The sequence below is a fragment of the Aeromonas sp. 82P genome, assembly GCF_051919365.1.
GTDB lineage: Bacteria > Pseudomonadota > Gammaproteobacteria > Enterobacterales > Aeromonadaceae > Aeromonas > Aeromonas veronii.
This window is the reverse complement of sequence record NZ_JBQBEV010000001.1, coordinates 1,074,272-1,096,993: the sequence shown is the minus strand read 5'-3', so window position 1 is coordinate 1,096,993 and position 22,722 is coordinate 1,074,272. Positions and strand designations below refer to the sequence as shown.

21 protein-coding genes are annotated in these 22,722 nt (G+C 59.6%); 9 read left to right on the top strand and 12 right to left on the bottom strand.

All coding sequences use genetic code 11. The features are described from left to right. Positions 1-19: 19 nt before the first annotated feature. From ACTG2S_RS05125 to purH, 6 genes are all read right to left on the bottom strand, one after another. The gene (locus ACTG2S_RS05125; RefSeq protein WP_234677511.1) at positions 20-769 is read right to left on the bottom strand and encodes a hypothetical protein; all 750 of its coding nucleotides are present in this window, start codon (positions 767-769) and stop codon (positions 20-22) included. Continuing rightward, complete coding sequence (locus ACTG2S_RS05120; protein WP_234677510.1) at positions 766-2,058, bottom strand: tyrosine-type recombinase/integrase; 1,293 nt, start codon at positions 2,056-2,058, stop codon at positions 766-768. Before ACTG2S_RS05120 ends, ACTG2S_RS05125 begins: the two co-directional genes overlap by 4 nt. Before the next feature lie 400 nt (positions 2,059-2,458). Beyond that, positions 2,459-3,013 carry a cytochrome b/b6 domain-containing protein gene (locus ACTG2S_RS05115; protein WP_274160590.1) on the bottom strand — a complete coding sequence of 185 codons (555 nt, stop codon included), beginning with the start codon at positions 3,011-3,013 and terminating at the stop codon, positions 2,459-2,461. Beyond that, the gene (locus ACTG2S_RS05110; protein ID WP_005349056.1) at positions 2,994-3,368 is read right to left on the bottom strand and encodes a cytochrome b562; all 375 of its coding nucleotides are present in this window, start codon (positions 3,366-3,368) and stop codon (positions 2,994-2,996) included. Before ACTG2S_RS05110 ends, ACTG2S_RS05115 begins: the two co-directional genes overlap by 20 nt. Positions 3,369-3,645: 277 nt before the next feature. Beyond that, positions 3,646-4,932 (bottom strand): phosphoribosylamine--glycine ligase, encoded by a 1,287-nt coding sequence (gene purD, locus ACTG2S_RS05105; RefSeq protein ID WP_274160589.1) that lies wholly within the window; start codon positions 4,930-4,932, stop codon positions 3,646-3,648. Positions 4,933-5,046: 114 nt separating this feature from the next. Then, positions 5,047-6,639 carry a bifunctional phosphoribosylaminoimidazolecarboxamide formyltransferase/IMP cyclohydrolase gene (gene purH, locus ACTG2S_RS05100; protein ID WP_274160588.1) on the bottom strand — a complete coding sequence of 531 codons (1,593 nt, stop codon included), beginning with the start codon at positions 6,637-6,639 and terminating at the stop codon, positions 5,047-5,049. 415 nt (positions 6,640-7,054) lie between these two features. Here purH and zntR point away from each other — a divergent pair, with 415 nt between their 5' ends. Together zntR and ACTG2S_RS05090 are read left to right on the top strand one after the other, a co-directional pair. Further along, on the top strand, positions 7,055-7,510 hold the full coding sequence (zntR, locus tag ACTG2S_RS05095; protein WP_274160587.1) for a Zn(2+)-responsive transcriptional regulator: 456 nt from the start codon (positions 7,055-7,057) through the stop codon (positions 7,508-7,510). A 212-nt stretch (positions 7,511-7,722) separates the two neighbouring features. Continuing rightward, on the top strand, positions 7,723-7,962 hold the full coding sequence (locus tag ACTG2S_RS05090; RefSeq protein ID WP_019444977.1) for an alternative ribosome-rescue factor A: 240 nt from the start codon (positions 7,723-7,725) through the stop codon (positions 7,960-7,962). A gap of 104 nt (positions 7,963-8,066) precedes the next feature. Here ACTG2S_RS05090 and hemW read toward each other — a convergent pair whose 3' ends face one another. Then, positions 8,067-9,212: a radical SAM family heme chaperone HemW gene (gene hemW / locus ACTG2S_RS05085; RefSeq protein ID WP_274160586.1), complete on the bottom strand. Its 1,146-nt coding sequence runs from the start codon at positions 9,210-9,212 to the stop codon at positions 8,067-8,069. 90 nt (positions 9,213-9,302) lie between these two features. After that, positions 9,303-9,899, bottom strand: a complete 597-nt coding sequence (rdgB, locus tag ACTG2S_RS05080) for an RdgB/HAM1 family non-canonical purine NTP pyrophosphatase (protein WP_005340539.1) — start codon at positions 9,897-9,899, stop codon at positions 9,303-9,305. A 238-nt stretch (positions 9,900-10,137) separates the two neighbouring features. Here rdgB and ACTG2S_RS05075 point away from each other — a divergent pair, with 238 nt between their 5' ends. From ACTG2S_RS05075 to ACTG2S_RS05065, 3 genes are all read left to right on the top strand, one after another. Next, on the top strand, positions 10,138-11,301 hold the full coding sequence (locus ACTG2S_RS05075; RefSeq protein ID WP_180343343.1) for a multidrug effflux MFS transporter: 1,164 nt from the start codon (positions 10,138-10,140) through the stop codon (positions 11,299-11,301). A gap of 135 nt (positions 11,302-11,436) precedes the next feature. After that, positions 11,437-12,486 (top strand): oxidoreductase, encoded by a 1,050-nt coding sequence (locus ACTG2S_RS05070; protein WP_274160585.1) that lies wholly within the window; start codon positions 11,437-11,439, stop codon positions 12,484-12,486. Positions 12,487-12,795: 309 nt separating this feature from the next. Continuing rightward, positions 12,796-13,044, top strand: coding sequence for a hypothetical protein (locus ACTG2S_RS05065; RefSeq protein ID WP_042030661.1), 249 nt, complete (start codon positions 12,796-12,798; stop codon positions 13,042-13,044). 62 nt (positions 13,045-13,106) lie between these two features. On the opposite strand, the gene rimJ is transcribed toward ACTG2S_RS05065, so the two are convergent. Both rimJ and ACTG2S_RS05055 read right to left on the bottom strand, forming a co-directional pair. After that, on the bottom strand, positions 13,107-13,658 hold the full coding sequence (gene rimJ, locus ACTG2S_RS05060; RefSeq protein WP_274160584.1) for a ribosomal protein S5-alanine N-acetyltransferase: 552 nt from the start codon (positions 13,656-13,658) through the stop codon (positions 13,107-13,109). Beyond that, entirely contained in the window at positions 13,658-14,212 is a 555-nt protein-coding gene (locus tag ACTG2S_RS05055) for a GNAT family N-acetyltransferase (protein ID WP_115522024.1), read from the bottom strand. The genes rimJ and ACTG2S_RS05055 overlap by 1 nt, the downstream gene beginning before the upstream one ends. 348 nt (positions 14,213-14,560) lie before the next feature. On the opposite strand from ACTG2S_RS05055, the gene ACTG2S_RS05050 reads away from it, so the two are divergent. Beyond that, positions 14,561-16,336 (top strand): M4 family metallopeptidase, encoded by a 1,776-nt coding sequence (locus ACTG2S_RS05050; protein ID WP_274160583.1) that lies wholly within the window; start codon positions 14,561-14,563, stop codon positions 16,334-16,336. A gap of 32 nt (positions 16,337-16,368) precedes the next feature. Here the strand turns inward: ACTG2S_RS05050 and ACTG2S_RS05045 are convergent, their stop codons facing one another. Next, positions 16,369-17,262 (bottom strand): LysR family transcriptional regulator, encoded by an 894-nt coding sequence (locus ACTG2S_RS05045; RefSeq protein WP_216980120.1) that lies wholly within the window; start codon positions 17,260-17,262, stop codon positions 16,369-16,371. A gap of 92 nt (positions 17,263-17,354) precedes the next feature. Between ACTG2S_RS05045 and mdtH the strand changes: the two genes are divergently transcribed. After that, entirely contained in the window at positions 17,355-18,551 is a 1,197-nt protein-coding gene (gene mdtH / locus ACTG2S_RS05040) for a multidrug efflux MFS transporter MdtH (RefSeq protein ID WP_005340523.1), read from the top strand. A 140-nt stretch (positions 18,552-18,691) separates the two neighbouring features. After that, on the top strand, positions 18,692-19,603 hold the full coding sequence (locus ACTG2S_RS05035) for a bifunctional helix-turn-helix transcriptional regulator/GNAT family N-acetyltransferase (protein ID WP_274160582.1): 912 nt from the start codon (positions 18,692-18,694) through the stop codon (positions 19,601-19,603). 251 nt (positions 19,604-19,854) lie between these two features. Here ACTG2S_RS05035 and prfC read toward each other — a convergent pair whose 3' ends face one another. Continuing rightward, a complete protein-coding gene (gene prfC, locus ACTG2S_RS05030) occupies positions 19,855-21,444 on the bottom strand; it encodes a peptide chain release factor 3 (protein WP_085942070.1) in 1,590 nt (529 codons plus the stop codon). Positions 21,445-21,873: 429 nt separating this feature from the next. On the opposite strand from prfC, the gene ACTG2S_RS05025 reads away from it, so the two are divergent. Continuing rightward, the gene (locus ACTG2S_RS05025) at positions 21,874-22,596 is read left to right on the top strand and encodes an SDR family oxidoreductase (protein WP_439982085.1); all 723 of its coding nucleotides are present in this window, start codon (positions 21,874-21,876) and stop codon (positions 22,594-22,596) included. Positions 22,597-22,722 lie beyond the last annotated feature (126 nt).

Sequence of the window (22,722 nt, the reverse complement as noted above, 5' to 3'; positions counted from 1 at the left end):
CAAAGGGACAACAATTCCGCTATTTTTGTCCCTTAGTGCGACGAGTGATCGACCTTACAGCGTTGCTTATCTTATCGGGCTCGAGTTCCCAAGCATCGGCTAACAGCAGAATCCACTTGGCATGATCTTTATCACTGCTCGTTCCAATCCCAAATTGGCCGAATTTGACCCTAGCCTCTTCTATTGAAGTCAGCAAAGCTTTGGCGTTTTCATCACGCTCCTTTTCCTCAGTTTTCTTGACCTTGGCAAGTAGCTTGGCCGCATTGACGATCTCGCTCGGATAAACATTTTCCTCACCATGCAAAGTTATCGACAAGCCAAACCGCTCTTCATTTTCTATCAAGCGTTCATAGTGTTTAACTATGCCACGAAGCCAATCATTGATGAGATCAGCTGAATGACTAGGCTTTCGTCCTGTAGGTTTTTTATGCCCCACTTTCCACATACTTTCGTGGCCTGTTCTCATATCGGGTGCTAATTCAGCCAACTGAACACAAAGACTCACTTCACACCATCTTGCCTGCTCAGGTGTTAGCTGTTTTCGCTTTGTCCGCCAATCTTTTGATTGGCCTATCGTGGTCCATCGGTTGTTGATTGCGGTCAATGCCCTTGTCTGTAAGAGCTCCAAAATTTCGCAGTTCTCCATCAGGCCACCGGAACGGTCATACACGGCACCAAGCTCACAGCAGCCCAGATCCCACCAATGTTTTTTTAGTTCTTCAGCGGTCAATGGTTCCTTCAATTCGTGGTTGATTGCTGACTGGCTCATCGCTGATCCCCAAACTTTACACTGACCACGTTATCCGCTGCCAAATCCAACAACCGCCGCTCCCATAACTCCAACGCTCGCCGCTTCTCCGGCAGGTATTCATAGCGGTCATAGTGCTTGCTGGATACGTCATTCAGGGCGTGATTCTGTAGGCGGTCGCGCAGGTCTTTGGCTATGCCCAGCTCGCCCATCAGGGTCTTGCAGGTGCGGCGGAAATCACGGGGGATAAAGTGTGCCATCTCGGCGCGTTTGCGGTAACGGTCAATCGCTTGGCTCAGTGAGGCCATCGGCATTGGTTCGCTCGGCTTAGTGGCGTGGGCAAAGATAAAGGGACTGTCTCCCGTGGCCGCTTGTTGCTCTCTCAACACCCGCAAGGCGCTATCGGTGAGCGGGATCAGGTGCGGGCGGCCATTCTTGGACAGCTCGGCGGTAATGGTCAGGGTTTTGGCTTGCCAGTCGATACTCGCCCAGCGTGAGGCGGCCAGCTCATAAGGGCGTTGGCCGCCCGTGAAGAAACAGAGCCGGATCAGGGTGCGCAGGGTCAAGCCTAGGCTGGTGGGCTGCTCCATATCATCGAGCAACTGGCGAGCCTCTGCCCACGTCAGGAAGCGTTCCCCGACACGTTCAGCGGCCTTTTGCTTGGGTATGGCCGCCACCGGATTAAGCACCAAGCCAAATTTGGCATCGTCTATGAAATTGGCGGGGTCGTTGTCATGTTTGAGGCCGTGATTAAACGCCGCCATCAGGTAGCTTCTGACGCGATTGGATTGGGTATCAGCGCCACGGCGGATCATGTGCGCCAGAATGATTTTTATGTCGTGCGCGGTCACGTCCTTGGCTTTGGTCGTGGGTTTGATGACTGGATACGTCTCTTTCTCCAAGGCCAGCAGCACGGCGGCATGGGTGCGCTTGCCGTCCTTCTTCATTTGCTCGGTGTAGCTTTTGAATAGCTGCTCAATGGTGCCTTGCTGTTCATGCTCCCGCTTCTCCTGCTCCCGCGCCCTGTCTTGGCGGGCCAGTTCGTCTTTGGGGTCTAGGCCATCGCGGATCATTTGGCTGAATGCCTTGGCCTTTTCGCGGGCATCGGCAAGGGAGAGGGTTGGAAAGCGGCCCAGCTGAATGAAGGCGCGCTTCTCGTTGCGGGTATAGCGAAACACAAACATCTTGCCGCCACTCGGCAATACCTTGACGCCTAACCCACCAGCTCCACGGGTACGGTCATCATCCATCTTGTAATAGGCGCTTTCTTTCGCCACCAGCGCGGCGATCTCGTTGTGTGTTAGCGGCATAGTCGATTGGTCTCAGCTAAAGGCACCCAAACGTTAAAATGGGTGCTGTAATGGGTGCTTTTAAGGTGAAGCTACCTGATACTTTGTGAGACTCAATGATACAAGTGTTTTTGCTATATGTCTGTGATTTAAGGGGTTTTTATGCCAATTTCGAGACAGAGTGAAACGTTGTGAAAACGTTAAATTCACGACTCATAATCGATTGGTCGTGGGTTCAAGTCCCCCAGGGGCCACCAAATTAGAAAAGGCCGCTCATGATGAGCGGCCTTTTTGCATCTGCGGATCGGGTAATGTCCAGTGATGAGCTGGATGAGGTCATAGAAAAGACCCGCCATGGGCGGGTCTGGGCAGGGTCCGGATCAGGCGCCTCACTCAGAGACAAGGAGCCTAATGCTGAGCCTCAGGTTTGCTCGTTGCTGCCACTCTGGATGGACGAGCGACGCCCGGCGGGTAGCATCCGGGTAACCAGATTGCTGCGCTGACGCCAGGAGGTGAAGACAATCGCCAGCAGGTGCAGACCTATCAGCCCCTGTAGCGCCACCACGCACCACTCATGCCACTCGTCAGTCCCCAGTTCAAATCCCGTCTCGGTATTTTGAAACCAGCCGCTGCCAGCGGTGGCCAGCACAACCAGCCAGAGCGCCCACACGGCCAGCTTGCCACTACCGTGATGACCCGGTGCCGGAGGCTGCCGCTCACGCATCTCGCGCGCCTGCTGGCGAAAATCCTCACCATTGGGGATGAGGGCACCAAGGCGGGCGTAGCCACGGGCAAAAGTGAGCCCCCAGAGCAGACGCAAGGAGACCAGCCCAATGGCGCCGTAACCCAGCCACTCGTGCCACTCCTCGCCCGCTTCGTTAACCCAAAGATTGCCGATGCAGACCGCCGCCAAGCCCCAATGGGTCAGGCGAACCAGCGGATCCCAGCGAAAGGGCTCACCCTTTTTGCTTGGCATATTTGTGGTACTCCTTCTTCAGGTCGTTGACCTTGGCCAGATGTTCGCGCGCCTTGGCCTCATCACCCGCCTTGAGTGCGGCCAGGCTGGCGTCCAGCTCGGTCTGTACCTCGTTCATCCCTTCAAGGAATTTCTCTTTCTTAGCAGCCGGCATGTTCTTCTGCTTGGCCACATCCAGCTGGGCCTTCATCTCGTTGATGTGCTTCTCCATGGTGGCTGCATCATCAGCCTTGACGGCCTGCTTGTAGTTGAAGCCAATCTTCTTCATCGGCTGTTCCAGATCACCCGCCACGGCAGGCAGGGTCATCAGGCCAAACATCAGGGGCAGCAGCAGGGGGCGGACGGTTTTCAACATGGGATTTCCTTATATAACGACATGCTCGAATTGTTAGGGGTACTTATGAATCCAAACAAGAATTCATCACCAGCATGATGCCATGACTCATGGTGAAACGTTTGTGAAAAATGCTGTTTTTTGTGGCAAATAGTGACAGATATGCCGCGCTTGTTTGCGCTTGGTAACTGATTGAACGCAGGTGACGCGCACCATGAGGATGGTTGAAAGCGGTAAACAGGGACAAAAAACCCCGCCGTAGCGGGGTCTGAATCAGCTGGCCATTTGCTGGCGTCAGTTACTCCTGTTCGCGAGCAATGGCGCGCCAGCCTATATCCTTGCGGTAGAAGACGCCATCCCACTTGATGCGGCCAGCGAGCTGATAGGCACGCTGCTGGGCTTCTGCCACAGTGTGGCCGAGGGCGGTGGCGCACAACACGCGGCCGCCAGCTGTCAGGCTGGTATCGCCCTCCAGGCGGGTACCGGCATGGAACACCTTCTCGCCCGCCACTTCATCCACCGGCAAGCCGCTGATGGGGTGGTTGGTGCTGTAATCGCCGGGATAGCCTCCCGCCGCCAACACCACGCCGATAGCGGCGCGGGGATCATAGATGGCCTCTTTCTGATCCAGCTTGCCTGCGCAAGCCGCCAGACAGAGCTCTACCAGATCGGACTGCATCCGCAGCATGATGGGCTGGGTCTCGGGATCGCCGAAACGGCAGTTGAACTCGATCACCTTGGGATTGCCTGCGCCGTCGATCATCAGACCGGCGTAGAGGAACCCGGTGTAGACATTGCCCTCGGCCGCCATGCCGCGCACAGTCGGCATGATCACCTGCTCCATCACGCGTCGATGTACCTTGGCGGTCACTACCGGCGCCGGGGAGTAAGCCCCCATGCCGCCGGTGTTGAGGCCGGTATCACCGTCGCCCACCCGCTTGTGATCCTGACTGGTGGCCATCGGCAGCACGTGCTCGCCATCGACCATGACGATGAAGCTTGCCTCTTCACCCTCCAGAAACTCCTCGATCACCACCCGGGAGCCCGCTTCGCCAAAGGCATTGCCGGAGAGCATGTCGCGCACCGCGTCTTCCGCTTCCTGCAAGGTCATGGCGACAATCACCCCCTTGCCCGCCGCCAGACCATCGGCCTTGATGACGATGGGAGCCCCCTTCTCGCGCAGATAAGCGAGTGCAGGCTCCACTTCGGTGAAGTTCTGGTACTCGGCAGTCGGGATGGCGTGACGGGCCAGGAAATCCTTGGTGAAAGCCTTGGAGCCTTCCAGCTGGGCAGCGGCAGCGGTCGGGCCAAAGATCGGCTGACCGGCGGCGCGGAAGGCATCCACCACCCCTTTCACCAGCGGCGCTTCCGGCCCGACGATGGTGAGGCCGACCTGCTTCTCTTTGGCAAAGGCCAGCAACCCTTCGATATCGGTCGCCTCGATGGCGACGTTCTCGACACCCGGCTCAAGCTGGGTGCCTGCGTTGCCCGGCGCCACAAAAACGTGACGCACCAGCGGGGAGTGTTTGGCCTTCCAGGCCAGAGCGTGTTCGCGGCCACCGTTGCCAATGATCAGTACTTTCATCGTATCGCTCGCTTCTATTTGTGGTCACTGGACGGCCTCTCTGGCCGTCAGTCAGCGGAAATAGTCAGTTGAAAAGAGACAACAAAAGGGCCGCCATCGGCAGCCCCTGACCCATCAATGACGGAAATGGCGCATGTTGGTGAACACCATGCACATGCCGTGCTCGTCTGCGGCGTCGATCACCTCCTGATCGCGCATCGAGCCACCCGGCTGGATCACGCAGGAGATACCGGCCTGCGCGGCAGCATCGATACCGTCGCGGAACGGGAAGAAGGCATCGGAGGCCATCACGGAGCCCGCCACGGTCAGCCCTTCGTCCGCCGCCTTGATACCGGCGATTTTGGCCGAATAAACACGGCTCATCTGGCCTGCACCGACGCCGATGGTCTGGCCATCTTTGGCGTAGACGATGGCGTTGGATTTGACGAACTTGGCCACTTTCCAGCAGAACAGCAGATCCTGCAGCTCGGTCTCGGTCGGCTGACGCTTGCTGACCACGGTCAGGTCGCCCAGCGTCACCATGCCGAGATCCCGCTCCTGCACCAGCAGGCCGCCGTTGACGCGTTTGAGGTCAAACCCTTGCGCCGGAGCAGCCCACTGCCCGCATTCGAGCAGACGCACGTTCTGCTTGGCGGCGACCGCATCGCGGGCCTCCTGGCTGACGGTCGGGGCGATGATCACCTCAACAAACTGGCGGGCCACGATGGCTGCCGCAGTGGCGCCATCCAGCTCACGGTTGAAGGCGATGATGCCGCCAAAGGCGGAGGTGGGGTCGGTCTGGTAAGCGCGATCGTAGGCACTCAGCAGGTCGCTACCGATGGCCACACCGCAGGGGTTGGCATGCTTGACGATGACGCAGGCCGGCTCGTCGAACTCCTTCACACACTCCAGCGCCGCATCGGTATCGGCAATGTTGTTGTAGGAGAGCGCCTTGCCCTGCAGTTGGGTCGCGCTGGAGACAGAACCCGGAGCGGCATGCTCTTCGGCGTAGAAGGCGGCGGCCTGATGGCTGTTTTCGCCGTAACGCATGTCCTGCTTCTTGATGAACTGGCTGTTGAAGGTGCGCGGGAAGCGGGACTCCTCGTCACCCTCCTTGTTGTCACCGTAGGAAGGAACCATGGTGCCGAAGTAGTTGGCGATCATGCCGTCGTAGGCGGCGGTGTGCTCGAAGGCGGCGATGGCCAGATCGAAACGGGTCGCCAGTTTCAGGCTGTTGCCGTTGGCATCCATTTCGCGAATAACCCGATCGTAGTCGGCAGCTTTGACGACAATTGCGACATCTTTATGGTTTTTAGCGGCAGAACGCACCATGGTCGGACCGCCGATGTCGATGTTCTCGACCGCATCGGCCAGGGTGCAGCCCGCTTTGGCCACGGTGGCGGCGAAGGGGTAGAGGTTGACGACAACCATGTCGATGGGGGAGATAGCGTGCTGGGCCATGATGGCGTCATCCTGATCCCGACGACCGAGAATGCCGCCATGAACCTTGGGATGCAGGGTCTTGACCCGGCCATCCATCATTTCAGGGAAACCCGTGTAGTCGGAGACCTCGGTCACCGGCAGACCCGCCTCGCCAAGCAGCTTGGCGGTACCGCCCGTGGAGAGCAGGGCAACACCACGCTCGTTGAGTGCCTTGGCAAATTCCAGAATGCCAGTTTTGTCAGACACACTCAGCAGTGCACGGCGAATGGGTCGAGCTTGTTCCATCACACTATCGTCCTCAACATAACGGGGACCGTTCCATGGGAGGCGAGGCTCAACACAGAGAGTCCCCAAATAAATGGAAGTGGGGGATTTCGCAAACCACTCTCGCCCCAACATCCGGCAAAAGCGTTTTAGGAAATGCCCGCTTGGTGCGGCGCTCTGTTATGGGCGCGTATTCTACACAAAAAATGTGACCTGTGGTGGATTTTTTGAAACAGCAAAGCCTTATTTGGCGCGGCGTTAAACGTTTTCCACTTGATTTTCTCGAAACGTTTTCACTTTCAGTGTTTTATGGGAAAAAGGGTCGCCATGAGATGTTTATCTGCCCCTTTTATGCCCTTGGCTGGCAATCCATGGGCAAAGGGGTGATAGTGGATTCCGGTTTTTGTTGCGGCATATATTCAAGGGGAGAGAGAGCATGTATCGGATCGGTGAACTGGCCAAGGCGTGCGGGGTCAAGGCAGATACCCTGCGTTTTTACGAGAAGAACGGGCTTATCTCACCGGGGATCCGCAACGAATCCGGCTACCGCCTCTACAGCGAACAGGACAAGCGGCGGCTGGAGTTCATCATTCGCGCCAAGTCGGTCGGATTCTCGCTGGCCGATATCGGCGAGCTGCTCGACCTCGATACCAACAAGGCCAAAGTCACCTGTCAGGAGGTGAAAGCGGTGGCCGACACCAAGCTGGCCCAGGTGGAGCAGAAGATCATCGAACTGACCCGCTTTCGCGACAACCTGCGCGAGCTCTCCAATATCTGCTGCGGCGGCCCCCGCTCGGCGGAGCACTGCGCCATCCTCGAGACGCTGGAATCTGGCGCCCCGGCCCATCACGAGCATCACAGCCACAACCAGCATGACCCGGTTCACAGCTGACATGGTATGCCTGACTGAGCGTGCCTGGCTCAGTGTGACTGACTCGGCGCGCCCGACGCATTGCTCCGGCGGCGATTTGGTGACAAAATCGCCGCGTTTTTAACCGGTGCAAGTGCATCCGGTTGCCGGGCGCTAGCCTGAACAGGCGCCCGCAGTGAAAACCGCCATCCAGACACAAGAATCAACACTAAGAGAAAAGAAGAGGAGCCATCATGGCCAAGATCCGGGTCGACCAACCCGCCCTCCCCCGTGAGGAAAATGCGCAAGGGGGCTGCTATGCCCATCAGCGCGGCGAAATAAAGGATAACCATCTGCACGCCCTGCTCTCCGATCCCCTGTTTCGCAGCCGGGTCGAGCGCAACAAGAAGGGCAAGGGGAGTTACCAGCGCAAGGCCAAATTCGGCAAGCGGTGGGAGCCCGGCCAACAGCAGATGATCCGCGTCTGCTGCTGAGCGGGTTTCTACCGACCATAAACAATCAGGGCGCCAATGGCGCCCTGATTGTTTTGACAGAAGAAGCGATTTGGCAACGCCAACTCACAGCCTCAACAGGCCGCTCACTCATCCATAAAGAGTTCGAGCAGCACGTTGAGATAGCGATGGCCGAGAGAAGTGAGCTGCCAGCTATCCCCCAGATCCTCGATAAGCTCCTTGCTTTGGGCGATGGCGAGCACTGTCTCGACCCGCTCCAGCGGCAAGCCGGTATAGGCCTCGAACTCCGCCTTGGGGGCCGGTTCAAACAGGCGGAAGCGGTTCATAAAGTATTCGAGCGGCAGATCGTCTGCCGTCACCTGCCACTGCTCGTCCAGATAGGGGCGACTCTTGTCCAGATACCCTTTCGGATGCTTCACCTTGGCGGTGCGCAGGATCTGCTGAGCCGCGAGATCAGTCACCTTGCCGTGAGCACCACAGCCGATCCCCAGATAGTCACCAAAGCGCCAGTAGTTGAGGTTGTGATGGCACTGGTAGCCCTCTTTGGCATAAGCCGATATCTCGTACTGGCGATAACCGCTGGCGGTGAGCATGGCGTGACCCTGCTCGTAGATGTCCCACAGGGTGTCATCTTCCGGCAGTTTGGGCGGTTTGGAGGCAAAGGCCGTGTTCGGCTCTATGGTGAGCTGATACCAGGAGAGGTGCGGCGGGGCGCAGTCGATAGCCTGCTGCAGGTCATAAAGGGCATCATCCAGACTCTGATCCGGCAGACCGTGCATCAGATCCAGATTGAAGGTGGGCAACTTGATGGCGTGGGCCAGTGCCGCCGCCTTGCGCGCCTCTTCCGGGCCGTGAATGCGACCGAGGCGGGTCAGCTTCTCCTGCTGGAAGCTCTGCACCCCGATGGAGATGCGGTTGATGCCGGCGCGCTGGAAACCGGCGAACTTGTCCGCTTCCACCGTGCCCGGGTTGGCCTCCATGGTGATCTCGCAATCTGCGGTGAGCGGAATGCGGGCCCGCACCCCGTCCAGCAAGGTTTGCATCGCCTCCACCGTCAGCAGGCTGGGGGTGCCGCCGCCAATAAAGATCGAGGAGAGCGGCCGCCCCTGCGCCCACTTCAGATCCTGATCCAAATCCTCCAGCAGGGCAGCGACATATTCGAGGTGAGGCAACTCCCCCTTCTGGGCATGGGAGTTGAAGTCACAGTAAGGGCACTTCTGGACGCACCAGGGCACATGAATATAGAGAGAGAGCGGCGGCAGTTGCAGCATGGGGCTTCCAATAAAACGGGGGCTCAAGGCCCCCATTGTAGATGACTATGTGTGATTGACCGTGTGTAACCAACAAGATGGCGAAGTGGCTCAGTGCGCCGCAGCCAGCGCCGCTTTGAGCTTGGCCAGCGCCTGACCGCGATGGCTCAGCTGGTTTTTCAGTTCGGCCGGCATCTGGGCGGCAGTGCAGTCGTGATCCGGCACGAAGAATACCGGGTCATAGCCAAAGCCATGTTGACCGCGCGGCTCGTCGATGATCATCCCTTCCCAGCTCGCCTGACAGATGATGGGAGTGGGATCGTCGGCGTGGCGCATATAGACCAGCACACACCAGAAGCGGGCACTTTTCAGGTACTCAGGGGCACCTTGCAGCTCGCCGAGCAGCTTCTCGATGTTGGCCTTGTCACCGGCACCCACACCGGCAAAGCGGGCGGAGTAAACGCCGGGGCGCCCTTGCAGCAGATCGACTTCCAGTCCGGAGTCATCGGCCACGGCGGGCAGACCGGTAATGCGGGCGGCGTGGCGGGCCTTGATGATGGCATTCTCGACGAAGGTGGTGCCGGTCTCATCGGCATCGGAGACCGCAAACTCGCTCTGTGGGATCACCTGGATCTTCATATCGGCCAGCATGGCGGCCAATTCCTTCACCTTTTTCTGGTTACCTGTTGCCAGGACAAGCTTGTTCATCGAGCACCTCCGCAAAAATAATCTGCGCATTCTATGCGGCGCAAGCGTTTAGTAAAAGCGCCAATTACACCCGCTGTGATGGGGTTACGGGGGATTTGCCGCCATCGAATAACCAGCTTTTTAATACATGTTTCCATAATGGAATAACCAAAGTGATTAAATACCATTTCTATTCATTACTGTGAGTCAGTAGACTCGCGCCCCAATTCATTAACCTGGCTGACTAAAGAGGTGACAGATGCCATTGATACTTTTACTCGTACTACTGGTGCTGTTCAGTCCGCTGGCTATCGACATCTACCTGCCCGCCATTCCGCAGATGGCCGAGCAGCTGGGCGCCGAAGTAACCCTGATGCAGGGCACCATCACCTGGTTCCTGTTCAGCATGGGACTGGGGCAACTGCTTGTTGGCCCGCTGGCCGATCGCTACGGTCGCAAGCCCATCGCGCTGGGCGGCGTGCTGCTCTATGGCCTGAGCGCGCTGGGGGCCGGTTTTGCCGCCAGCCTCGGCGAATTGATGCTGGCCCGGGTGCTGCAGGGCTTCGGCGCCTGCGCTACTTCGGTCGCCGCCTTCTCGGTGGTGCGTGACAGCTATGGCCCGAAAAAGAGCGGTCAGATGATCTCCTACCTCAATGGCGCCATCTGCTTTATTCCTGCGCTGGCGCCCCTGCTCGGTGGCTGGCTCACCGCCAAGGCGGGCTGGTCTGCCAACTTCTGGTTTATGGCCGGTTATGCGCTCATCGTCGGTTGCTGGCTGATGTGGCGGATGCCGGAGACCCGCCCGGAGGAGACCCGCAGTGAAGGGGTCCTCATCAGCTGGTCTCGCTACAGCCCGGTACTGCGCTCCCCCAGCTTCCTGTTCAACGCGGCGCTGTGCATGCTGGCGATGGCGGTGATCCTCGCTTATGTCACCGCCGCACCGGTGCAGCTGATGGTGAAATTGGGGCTCGATATGAGCGGCTTTAGCTACTGGTTTACCGCCAACGCCGCGCTCAACATCCTGGCCTGCTTTATGGCGCCGCGCTTTATCGCCAAGGTGGGGCCAAGACGCACCCTGCGCATCGGCCTGCTGGTGTTGATGCTCTCGGCCATCACCCTGACTTTGGCCATGCACATCGAACATCCACTGGCGATGATGGGGCCGGTATTCCTCTCCAGCATCGGCTTTGCCATGATTCTGGGCTCAGCCGCCGGGATGGCGCTGGCACCGTTCGGCCACTGCGCCGGTACCGCCGCAGCTCTGCTCGGCCTGTTCCAGATGAGCGGCTCCGGCGCCCTGGTTGGCTTGACCGGCGCCCTGATGCACGACCCGCTCAGCCAGCTGGCGCTGCATATGTGGCTGCTGCTGCCGCCTCTGGTGATGCTGATGACCCGACGCGGTCGCCGCTTGTGTTTGCAATAAATCCTGTGCTCTGATGGGCACACTCAGGGGGCCATCGGCCCCCTTCTCGTTTGTATCGCCTTTACAGCATATGGCCATCCGGCAGAGAGCCTGCGATGGCAACCCCACTCACTCGATGTCAGCGGAGAACTCCCGATGAGCCACACTCTCAACGCAGCCCTGGTGGGCTATGGCTTTGCAGGCAAGACCTTCCACGCCCCCTTCCTCTCCACCACGCCGGGCTTGTCCCTCAGTTGGGTGGTAAGCCGCGATGCCGCCAAGGTGCAGGCCGATCTGCCCGGCTGCCGGGTCGGCTCACTGGAGGAGGTGCTGAGGGATGAGACCGTCGATCTGGTGGTGATCGCCACCCCCAACGACACCCATGCCCCCCTCGCCCGCCAGGCGCTGCTGGCAGGCAAACATGTGGTGATCGATAAGCCCTTTGCTCTGGATCTGACCGAGGCGCAAGCACTGGTCGAACTGGCCGAAAAGCAGCAGCGACTGCTCAGCATCTTCCACAACCGGCGCTGGGACGGAGACTTTCTTACCGTGCGCCGTTTGATTGCCGAAGGGACGCTGGGACAGATCGCCCAGTTCGAATCCCACTTCGATCGCTATCGCCCAGAAGTGCGCCAGCGCTGGCGCGAAGCGGGTGGCCCGGGTTCCGGCCTCTGGTTCGATCTCGGCCCCCATGTACTGGATCAGGCGCTGCAGCTGTTCGGCCAACCGGACTGGCTGCAGGCCGATCTGGCCGAGCAGCGCCCCGGCGCACTGGCTGACGACTACTTCCATGTGGTGCTGGGTTACGGTGCTCTGCGGGTTATTCTGCATGGCAGCTGTCTGGTTTCAGCCACCATGCCGCGCTTTGTCATTCACGGCAGCCAGGGTTCGTTCGTGAAATTCGGTATGGATGTGCAGGAAGATCAGCTCAAACTGGGCAAGCGGCCACCGGCGGCGGATTGGGGCATGGATAGTGAACCCGGTCAGCTCAGCCGCATTGTCGATGGTCAGTTACAGCAGCAGAGCGTGGTGGGTGAGGCGGGGGATTATGGCGCCTACTATCGCGGTGTCTGCGCCGCCATCAAGGGCGAAGGGAGCAACCCGGTGCCAGCAAGTGAAGCGCTGGCGGTGATGGCGCTGCTGGATCTGGCCCGTCAGAGCCACCTTGAGGGAAAACGGCTGCCCTGTCAGAAGCTGTCTGACTAAGGTGCGGGTCATCGGCCGCGCTTGACCAACCTTGACCTTGTTAAACCGCCACAAGATGGCAACAAAGTGGTGTTTTATTGTGCAATTAGTGCCATTTAACGGCATCTTGTATTGATATCAGTCGTTGCAGTGGAGCTTTTTATCCACGGCACGAAAAAATGTCATTGTGATATCCGTTTTCATCGGTAACTAATGGGGCTATATTGCGCCCGCCTGCTGCCTCCCGGCTTCTTGTTTCAATACCGGGCAACGGTGGGCGCTGTGATGGTTGCACAGACCATCTCTCCATCTTTTTTTGAGGGAATGCACATGAACAAAGTACTGGTAGCCGGTATCCTGGGTCTGATGTTGACTGCTTGCGGTCAGAAAGAAGAAAAAGCTGCCGCTCCTGCTGCTGCTCCGGCCGCCGAAGTTGCTGCCACTGTAGAAAAAGCCGCTAGCGAAGCCACCTCTACCGTAGAGAAGGCCACCTCCGAAGCGACTGCAACCGTAGAAAAAGCTGCTGACGAAGCCGCTACCAAGGTTGAAGCTGCAGTGAGCGATGCCAAGGCCAACTAAGCCTGCACCTCATTCGAAGACGGGTCCGAAGGCAACTTCGGGCCCGTTTTTTTATCTGTCGCTCAGGGCGCCGGATTAATCAGCGAGGTGAGGATGTGATCCTCCCAGCGGCCATTGATCATCAGATACGCCCGCGCGAATCCCTCCCGCTCGAAGCCGAGCCGCTCCAGCAAGGCGCCACTACGCTGATTGGCAGGCATATAGCAAGCCATGATGCGATGCAGATCGTGCTCCCGAAACAGGTAGTCAATGGCGGCTGACAGCACCTCTCTCATCACCCCCTGCCCCTGATGCTGCTGGTCGATGGCATAGCCCAGATGACACGCCTTGAAGACCCCCATCAGGATATTGCTGAAGTTGCAGGGGGCGATCACCCGCTCGCCAGCGGGATCGAGGGCCACCAGATTGACGCCGGTGCCGTTGAAGAACTGGCTGTAGCTGTCCTGCAGCCGGGCATGCCAGTAAGAGAGGGTGTAAAAGTGCTCGTCGCGCAGCGGCTCCCAGGGGGCGAGATGGGCGCGGTTGCGCCGGTAGAAGTCGAGCATCATGGGGGCCTGATCCGGCGACAGTATGGTCAGGTGGGTGCGGGCCGTCTTGATATGTGGCAGCGCCATCAGGACTCCCTCTGTCTTAGCCACTCATCGCGCAGCAGGCTGTAGTGGACATGGTCCACAATCCGGTTGCCCAGCCGCTCTGCGCGCCGGGTCACCCCCTCTTGCTGCATCCCGAGCCGTTCACAAACAGCCCTGCTGGGCTCGTTATCGGTGGCGGCGCTGATCTCCACCTTCTCCATCCCCATCTCCTCGAAGGCGTGGTGGATCAGGGCCTGACAGGCACGGGTGATGATACCGTTGCCCTGCCAGCGCTCCGCCAGCCAGTAGCCGATGACCACCTTGCCAAGGTCGTGATCGATGCTGTTGTAACCTATGACCCCCACCACCTCCCCCTGATACTCGATGGCGGTGGTGAGCCCCTCGCCCCGGGCGAACTTCTCGATGGCACTGCGAATGAAGAGGGCGCTGTCAACGGGGCGCTGGATCAGTGGCGGCCAGGGTAGCCACTGGGAGAGGTACTCCCGGTTGTCATTGCAGAGGGCAAACAGTTCGCTCGCCATATCGGGCTGCAAGAAGAGCAGCGCAAGCTCGTCGTCCAACTGCCATGAAAACATGGGATTCTCCTTTCAAATCAGTGATCAAATAGCGAACCAGCCACCCAATGTAGCCAATCGCCACTGGCCGCGCCAGCCACTTTTACGGCCCCCCTCCGGCAGGCTTCGCAGAGGGTGACAGCGCACGTACTCTCCTCCCTCAAAAGAGGAGGGTGGGAGTCTGAAACCGGATAATGCTCTCCACATGACGCCGATAAATGCCCCCCAAACGGCACTTTGGCAGATCCTGCTACCCCTTTGTGCTGCGCTGTCACTTTTGACAGGGGGCACTTTCCCCCACCGGCACTAGCTTCAAAACGCCCGACCTTCGGTCGGTTTATCAACCTCATCGATTTAAGGAAAGAAGAGATGAATAAAATTTATCTGGCCGTTGCGCTGGCCTGCTGGGGAAGCGCCGCACTGGCGGCGCAAGAGGTAGAGATCAACGTAACGGCAAACGGCATCCGGGCCATGACAGGCCTCAGTGCCGCGAGTGGTACCTTGCAGCTGGAAGATGGCGAGTTTCGTCAGGTGCGGGTGGTCAAGCTGCCCAACGGCCAGCAGCGGGTCCGCTACGAGCAGGTCTGGAACGGCATCCCGGTAATGGGTCAGGTGGTGGTGGCTGACAAGAGCCTGAACGGCCAACTGCAACAGGCCAGTGGACGCATGCTGCGCCAGATCGATCAGGATGTGGCAAGCCCGGCCGCCACCCTCTCGCCACAGGACGCTGCCAGCAAGGCCAAGGGGGGCAGCAAGGGGAGCAACGAACAGGTCAAACTCTACGTGATGCAGGATGAGAACGGGCTGGCCCGGCTGGTTTATCAGGTATCCTTCATCGCCGAAGGTGACAAGCCAAGCCGCCCCTTCGTCATTCTTGATGCCCAGAGCGGTGAGGAGCTCAAACGCTGGGAGGGGATCAACCACAAGGACGCCAGCGGCCCGGGGGGCAACATCAAGACCGGCAAATACTTTTACGGCACCGACTTTGGCCCGCTCATCGTCGATGACAACTGCCGGATGACCAGCCCCAACGTCGATACCATCAACCTCAACCACGCCATCTCAGGCGGTGCCATCCACCAGTTCACCTGCCCGGAGAACCGGGTCAAGGAGATCAACGGCGCCTACTCGCCCCTCAACGACGCCCACTACTTCGGCAACGTGGTGTTCGAAATGTACCGCAACTGGTACAACACGGCGCCCCTCACCTTCAAACTGAAGATGCGGGTTCACTACAGCAAGAATTACGAGAATGCCTTCTGGGATGGCAGCCAGATGACCTTCGGTGACGGCGCCACCACCTTCCACCCGCTGGTAAGCCTCGATGTGGCGGCCCACGAGGTGAGCCACGGCTTTACCGAACAGAACTCCGGGCTGGTCTATTCAGGACAATCCGGCGGCATCAACGAGGCCTTCTCCGATATGGCCGGGGAAGCGGCCGAGTTCTACATGAAAGGGAGCAACGACTGGCTGGTCGGGGCGCAGATCTTCAAGGGCAACGGCTCCCTGCGCTACTTCGAGGATCCGACCCGGGATGGCAGATCCATCGGCCATGCCGCAGATTATCAGGAGGGGATGGATGTACACCACAGCTCCGGGGTCTATAACCGCGCCTTCTACCTGCTCGCCACCAGCAGCGGCTGGAACACCCGCAAGGCATTTGAAGTGTTCCTGCTGGCCAACCGCCTCTACTGGGGCGCCAACACCAACTACCAGCAAGGGGCCTGCGGCGTCAGCCGGGCGACCGCCGATCTGGGTTACAGTCAGGCGGATGTGGCACGGGCCTTCCAGACCGTCGGGGTTGATGCCAGCTGCGGCAGCACGCCGCCACCAAGCGACAACGTGCTGCAAAACGGCGTGCCGGTGAGCAACCTCGCCGCCAGCAAGGGTGGCAAGCTCAACTACACCCTGAACGTACCTGCGGGCACCAGGTCGCTGCAGATCAGCAGCAGCGGCGGTACTGGAGATGCCGACCTCTACGTCCGCTTTGGCAGCGCCCCCACCAGCAGCAGTTACGACTGCCGTCCCTACAAGGGGGGCAATAACGAAAGTTGCTCGTTCACCAATCCCAAGGCGGGCACCTGGCATGTGCAGCTGTCAGGGTTTTCCGCGTTCAGCGGCGTGACCCTCAAGGCCAGCTACTGATCCACCCGATGCGGGCCTTGTCCCGCATCGTACTACTCATTGCGCCACCGTTTCGCCAGCGCGCGGGCGGTGGCCAACACGGTTTCCCGGGCCGGGTTGGGCCGCTTGCCACCGCGCCACGCCATCATCACATCCCAATGCTCTTGCGGCAGATTGCGCACATCTAGCCTGACCAGCCGCCCCACCTCCAGATCCCGCTTGATGGCCAGCTCCGGCATCAGGGTGATAAACCCGTGTTCCAGCGCCAGATCCCGCGCCGCACTGGCGGGCTGCACCGCATGCAGGGGGCTGGCGGCCCGCCGCAACCGCCGCAACTGCTGGATAAAGACGTCACACCCCGGCCCCCAGACCTGAGGCGCCAGCCGCTGGTCGGCAATATCCTCCAGGGTGAGACCGTGACAACCGGCCAGCGGATGCAATGGCGAGGCGATAGCGATAATGGGGGAGCAGCAGAGCAGCTCCATCTGGAGGCCCGCAACCGGCGGGCGCTTGAGTACAAAGCCGATATCGGCCTCCCCGGTCAGCAACGACTGCATGATCTCGCCGGAGTGATCCGTGGTGCAGCGGATCTCGAACGGCTCGTCCACCAGCTCCATCAATAACGAGCCAAACACCACCGAAGTGAGGGATGGCAGACTGGAGAGACGGATACAAGGCAGCGCAGGCGCCCCCTGCAGTGCCAGCCGCCCTTCGCTCAGGATCGCCAGCGCAGAGCGGGCCGATGGCAGAAACTCCTCGCAGGCACGGGTCGGCGTCACCCCGCGCCGATGACGCTGAAACAGCGGTGCCCCGAGGCTCTCCTCCAGCTGGGCAATCCGCTGGCTCACCAGCGGCTGTGACCAGCCACGAATGGCCGCCGCCTGACTGAAGCTGCCCAGCTCGGCCACATCCAGCAGCAGTTGCAGATCGTCCAGATCCATAGACATAAATAATCCTGATATGAAATATAGGTAGTTGTCGTCTACCACTATATCTAAACCCTCTCCAGAATGAAGGTATCTGTGAATGAGAGGGCGTTATGGTCGATAGGGCGAGGTTTTGGGGACGCTGGTTTCTGGCGCTGGATACCACACTGGTGATCCTGGGTTTCTTTGTGGTGATGCCGATGATCAGCCTGCGCTTCGTCGACCAGCTCGGCTGGGCGGCCGGTCTGGTGGGGCTGGCCCTCGGCCTGCGCCAGCTGACCCAGCAGGGGCTGGGGATCTTTGGCGGCTCGCTTGCCGACCGCTTCGGCGCCCGCCCGCTCATCGTCACCGGCATGTTGCTGCGCGCCGTCGGCTTTGCCACCCTGGCCTGGGCCGACAGCGGCGCCATGCTGATCTTCTCCTGCTTCCTCTCGGGTCTGGGCGGTTGCCTGTTCGACCCGCCACGGGCGGCACTGGTGATCAAATTTACCCGTCCCCATGAGCGGGGCCGCTTTATCTCCCTGCTGATGATGCTGGAGAGCGCAGGCGCCGTCACCGGTGCCCTGCTCGGCAGCTGGCTGCTTCGCTTTGACTTCACCTATGTCTGCCTGCTGGGGGCCGGGCTCTTCACCCTGGCGGCTCTCTGCAACTGGACCCTGTTGCCCGCCTACCGCCTCTCGGTCAAACCGACTCCGATGCGGGAAGGGTTGGGACAGGTGCTGGCGGATCGCGCCTTCTGCCGACTGGTACTGATCCTGAGCGGCTACTACATGCTGTGGGTACAGGTGATGCTGATTTTCCCCATTCTGGTCAAGCAGCTCTCCGGCACAACCACTGCAGTGGGCTGGATGTACAGCCTGGAAACGGCGCTGTCACTGGCGCTGCTCTACCCTATCGCCCGTTTCAGCGAGCGGCGCTATCGGCTGGAGAGCCGGCTGATGGCAGGTATCCTGCTGATGACGGTGGGGATCGGGCTGGTCGCCTTCGTCAGCACCCTCTCCGGCATCTTCGTACTGCTGGCCTGCTTCTATCTGGGGATCATCATCTGTGAACCGGCCCGGGAGACCCTGATGACCCGGCTTGCCAACCCCACAGCCCGCGGCAGCTACATGGGCTTCAGCCGCCTCGGACTGGCGCTGGGAGGCATGACCGGCTATGTGGGCGGCGGCTCCCTCTATGACTTCTCGCTGCAACAGGGACAACCGGCCCTCCCCTGGCTGGTGCTGGGCACTATAGGCGTCGCCACCATGTTGCTGCTCGCCCGCTGCTTCTCCCGCCGCCCGGAGCTGGCTATCAGAGCCGCCGCCTGACGACCGCCCCACCTGCGGCAGCCCAATCAACGGGACTGCCGCTCACCCCATATTCTGCAATATCATCACAGCAAAAGGTTGCGAATTACAACTTTTACGCTATTTTAGTTGTCATGCACAACTAAAAAGGAAACCACGATATGGATCCCCGTCCCCTGCGCGCCCTGTCGCGCGATCTGGTTCGCGAACTCGGCATGCTCTCCCAGCAGTGCGGCAATCTGGCCCTCACCCCCATCGAGGCTCACCTGCTGATCGAGCTGGAAAACGCCCCGGCCACCAATCAGCAGCTGGCAGAAAAGCTGCACATCGACAAATCCAACGCCAGCCGTCCGCTGGCACGCCTCGCCGAGCGGGAGCTCATCAGCTGGCACCCGCACCCCTCCGATGGGCGCAGCAAGGAGGCCCGCCTCACCGTCAACGGTCAGGGGATGCTGCTGGAGTTGCACCGGGAGATGGACGGGGCGATGGAAGAGATGCTGGCGCAGTTGAGCCTGCCCGAGCGGGAGCAGCTGTGGCAAGGGTTGCGGCTCTATCGCAGCGCCCTCTCCCGCGCCCGTCGCCAGCGGGGTTACCAGATCCGCCCCATCACGGCGGCGGACAATCCCCAGATCGCCTTGGTGATCCGCGCCGTCTCGGCCGAATATGGCCTCACCGCCGACAAGGGGTATGGGGTATCCGATCCCAATCTCGATACCCTCTCCCAGAGCTATCAGGGGGAAAAGAGCCGCTACTGGGTCATCGAAGGACCAGACGGTTCCATCCTCGGCGGTGGCGGTATCGCGCCATTGGCGGGAGAAGAGGGAGTCTGCGAGCTGCAGAAGATGTACTTTATGCCCGCCCTGCGCGGACTGGGTCTTGGCAAGCGGCTGGTGTTGCAGGCGCTGGATGCCGCTCGCGGTTTGGGCTATCGACGCTGCTATCTGGAGACCACAGAGGTACTGCGCGAGGCCACCAGCCTCTACGAATCACTGGGCTTTGAACACCTGCCCGGCCCCCTTGGTTGCACCGGCCACGGGGATTGCGAGATCTGCATGGTGCTGACGCTGGGGTAGCCCCCCCTCATCCCCAACCCTTCTCCCGCAAGGGGAGAAGGGGGCAAAACACTTCCGCGATCTTTCAGGCAGACCTCTGATGGTTCCCTCTCCCTCCGGGAGAGGGCTAGGGTGAGGGCTGCTTGCGACTGGTATATGCTGAACCATTACCCCCTGCATCCCTCCTTAAAACAGGCAAAACGGCACAAAACAAGAGACCCCGCCGAAGCGGGGTCTCTTTGATTATCTGCCAACAGGCAAACAAACCGTTATCAGTGCTCGCGAGTCTGGCGGAACTCCACGTCGGGGTGACGCTCCTGTGCCAGGCGCAGGTTGACCATGGTCGGCGCGATATAGGTGAGGTTGTCACCGCCATCGAGGGCCAGGTTGACCTCGTTCTTGCGCTTGAACTCTTCGAACTTCTTGACGTCAGTCCCTTCCACCCAGCGGGCGGTGGAGACGTTGACCGCCTCGTAGATGGCCTCGACGTTGTACTCGCTCTTGAGGCGCGAAACCACCACGTCAAACTGCAGCACACCGACCGCACCGACGATGAGATCGTTGCTGATCAGCGGACGGAACACCTGCACCGCGCCCTCTTCGGAGAGCTGGACCAACCCCTTGAGCAGCTGCTTCTGCTTGAGCGGGTCGCGCAGGCGGATGCGACGGAACAGTTCCGGTGCGAAGTTCGGGATACCGGTGAACTTGAGATCTTCACCCTGGGTGAAGGTGTCGCCGATCTGGATGGTACCGTGGTTGTGCAGACCTATGATGTCACCGGCGAAGGCGTCTTCCGCCTGCTCACGGTCACCGGCCATAAAGGTCACGGCGTCGGAGATGTTCACATCCTTGCCGATACGCACATGGCGCATCTTCATGCCCTTGCTGTAAGTACCTGACACGATACGCATAAAAGCGATACGGTCGCGGTGCTTCGGATCCATGTTTGCCTGGATCTTGAATACGAAACCGGAGAACTTCTCCTCGGTCGCCACCACTTCGCGGCTCTCGGCCTTGCGCGGCATGGGAGACGGCGCCCAGTCAGTCAGGCCATCCAGCATGTGGTCGACACCGAAGTTGCCGAGCGCGGTACCGAAGAAGACCGGGGTCATCTCGCCAGCGATAAAGGCATCGTGATCGAACTCGGGAGAGGCGCCCTGCACCAGTTCCAGCTCGTCACGCAGTTGCCGGGCCAGATCTTCGCCGACGGCGGCATCCAGATCCGGGTTGTTCAGCCCCTTGACCACCCGCTTCTCCTGAATGGTGTGGCCCTGACCGCTCTGATAGAGATAGGTCTCATCCTTGTAGAGGTGATAGACCCCCTTGAAGGATTTGCCGCAGCCGATAGGCCAGGTGATGGGGGCGCACATGATCTTCAGCTCGCGCTCCACCTCATCCATCACTTCCATCGGATCGCGCACTTCGCGGTCCAGCTTGTTCATGAAGGTGAGGATGGGGGTATCACGCAGACGGGTCACTTCCATCAGCTTGCGGGTCCGGTCTTCAACACCCTTGGCGGCATCGATGACCATCAGGCAGCAGTCGACCGCGGTCAGGGTACGGTAGGTATCTTCGGAGAAGTCCTCGTGACCCGGGGTATCGAGCAGGTTGACCAGACAGTCGGCATAGGGGAACTGCATCACCGAGGTAGTGATGGAGATACCACGCTGCTTCTCCATCTCCATCCAGTCGGATTTGGCGTGCTGGCCCGAGCCACGGCCCTTGACGGTACCGGCGCGCTGAATGGCCTGTCCGAACAGCAGGACCTTCTCGGTGATGGTGGTTTTACCCGCATCCGGGTGCGAAATGATCGCAAAAGTGCGTCTCTTGGAGACTTCACTCAGAAATTCAGCTGACATAATTCAACGTTCTTCTATTGAGCGGTGGCATCAGCCACCGTGGGAATAAATCCGGAATGCCGCTCACGGCACATGTATACGCAACGAAAGCCACGCCAGCTGGCGTGTTGCCAACCTGGTGGAGAGAGGGAGGAGGGTTGCGTTACATGGGTCTTCTCGCCTGAGTCAAAGCAAAATTGCGCGACATTATACCCGCGCGAGTGAAAAATACCCAGCCTGACAAGAGAGGATAATTTGGCCGCACATCCGTTCCACAGGTTCCAACTGAACAGAAAATCAAACACTCCGAATCGGATGGCAGCATCCGGACCACGTGGACTTGGCCCCCTCCCCATGCCAGCAACAACCACTCTTGATAAATTTTCATACTTGGACTTTCCCTATCCAGCTACAAATATGTAAATCGTATCTACATAATGGAGAGGTCATTACATGAAACATTCCACCCTGCACAATCAACAGATCGTCATTATCGGTGGTACCTCGGGTCTTGGCCTGGCCACCGCTCAGCAAGCGATCGAGCAAGGCGCCAAGGTCATTATCGGCGGTTCCAGCCGTGAGCAGCTTGCCACTGAGCTGGCTGAACTGGGCCCAAGTGCCAGTGGCCATCAACTGGATATTCTCGACGTCGACTCCGTCAATCACTTTTTCAGCCAGCTGGATTCGCTGGATCATCTCGTCATTACCGCCGCCGTCATGCGACCAGGCAGCTTTCTCACCGCTGCCATCGAGGATTTGAAAATCAACATGGACAGCCGCTTCTGGGGAAGTGTTCATGCGATCCGCGCCGCAGCACCCAAACTGTCCGAACGCGGCTCCATCGTGCTCACGTCCGGGATGGTGACGCGCCGCCCACAACTAGGTAAAGCACTCCCTGCCGTTGCAGCTGGCGCTGTTGAAACGCTGGCTCACAGTCTGGTTACCGAGCTGACCCCCCGTCGGATCAACGTCATCAACCCGGGCCCCATGCGCACACCCATGCTGCTTAAAGCACTGGGCAATGACCCACAAAAAGTGGCTGCCGTGGCGCAAAGCCTGCCGTTGAAACGCTTGGGAGAGGGAGAAGATTATGCGCAGGCCGCGCTATTCCTGATGAGCAATAACAACATGAATGGTGAGGTGCTTCACCTCAATGGCGGCAGCGCCTGGGCATAACGCCCTTCTAACGGTCTTCTGCGCTCGCGCTTGCCAATCTGTCATCGCAGGCAAGAACGAGCGCAGGGGACGAGCATCATCGCCGTATCAGTGTGCTCCCCAATAGCGATGACACCCTGGTGAGTG

What these genes read in the sequence shown, in the direction of transcription:
- ACTG2S_RS05125 (WP_234677511.1), bottom strand. Translation starts at nt 769, where the DNA reads ATGAGCCAGTCAGCAATCAACCACGAATTGAAGGAACCATTGACCGCT.
- ACTG2S_RS05120 (WP_234677510.1), bottom strand. Translation starts at nt 2,058, where the DNA reads ATGCCGCTAACACACAACGAGATCGCCGCGCTGGTGGCGAAAGAAAGC.
- ACTG2S_RS05115 (WP_274160590.1), bottom strand. Translation starts at nt 3,013, where the DNA reads ATGCCAAGCAAAAAGGGTGAGCCCTTTCGCTGGGATCCGCTGGTTCGC.
- ACTG2S_RS05110 (WP_005349056.1), bottom strand. Translation starts at nt 3,368, where the DNA reads ATGTTGAAAACCGTCCGCCCCCTGCTGCTGCCCCTGATGTTTGGCCTG.
- purD (WP_274160589.1), bottom strand. Translation starts at nt 4,932, where the DNA reads ATGAAAGTACTGATCATTGGCAACGGTGGCCGCGAACACGCTCTGGCC.
- purH (WP_274160588.1), bottom strand. Translation starts at nt 6,639, where the DNA reads ATGGAACAAGCTCGACCCATTCGCCGTGCACTGCTGAGTGTGTCTGAC.
- zntR (WP_274160587.1), top strand. Translation starts at nt 7,055, where the DNA reads ATGTATCGGATCGGTGAACTGGCCAAGGCGTGCGGGGTCAAGGCAGAT.
- ACTG2S_RS05090 (WP_019444977.1), top strand. Translation starts at nt 7,723, where the DNA reads ATGGCCAAGATCCGGGTCGACCAACCCGCCCTCCCCCGTGAGGAAAAT.
- hemW (WP_274160586.1), bottom strand. Translation starts at nt 9,212, where the DNA reads ATGCTGCAACTGCCGCCGCTCTCTCTCTATATTCATGTGCCCTGGTGC.
- rdgB (WP_005340539.1), bottom strand. Translation starts at nt 9,899, where the DNA reads ATGAACAAGCTTGTCCTGGCAACAGGTAACCAGAAAAAGGTGAAGGAA.
- ACTG2S_RS05075 (WP_180343343.1), top strand. Translation starts at nt 10,138, where the DNA reads ATGCCATTGATACTTTTACTCGTACTACTGGTGCTGTTCAGTCCGCTG.
- ACTG2S_RS05070 (WP_274160585.1), top strand. Translation starts at nt 11,437, where the DNA reads ATGAGCCACACTCTCAACGCAGCCCTGGTGGGCTATGGCTTTGCAGGC.
- ACTG2S_RS05065 (WP_042030661.1), top strand. Translation starts at nt 12,796, where the DNA reads ATGAACAAAGTACTGGTAGCCGGTATCCTGGGTCTGATGTTGACTGCT.
- rimJ (WP_274160584.1), bottom strand. Translation starts at nt 13,658, where the DNA reads ATGGCGCTGCCACATATCAAGACGGCCCGCACCCACCTGACCATACTG.
- ACTG2S_RS05055 (WP_115522024.1), bottom strand. Translation starts at nt 14,212, where the DNA reads ATGTTTTCATGGCAGTTGGACGACGAGCTTGCGCTGCTCTTCTTGCAG.
- ACTG2S_RS05050 (WP_274160583.1), top strand. Translation starts at nt 14,561, where the DNA reads ATGAATAAAATTTATCTGGCCGTTGCGCTGGCCTGCTGGGGAAGCGCC.
- ACTG2S_RS05045 (WP_216980120.1), bottom strand. Translation starts at nt 17,262, where the DNA reads ATGTCTATGGATCTGGACGATCTGCAACTGCTGCTGGATGTGGCCGAG.
- mdtH (WP_005340523.1), top strand. Translation starts at nt 17,355, where the DNA reads ATGGTCGATAGGGCGAGGTTTTGGGGACGCTGGTTTCTGGCGCTGGAT.
- ACTG2S_RS05035 (WP_274160582.1), top strand. Translation starts at nt 18,692, where the DNA reads ATGGATCCCCGTCCCCTGCGCGCCCTGTCGCGCGATCTGGTTCGCGAA.
- ACTG2S_RS05025 (WP_439982085.1), top strand. Translation starts at nt 21,874, where the DNA reads ATGAAACATTCCACCCTGCACAATCAACAGATCGTCATTATCGGTGGT.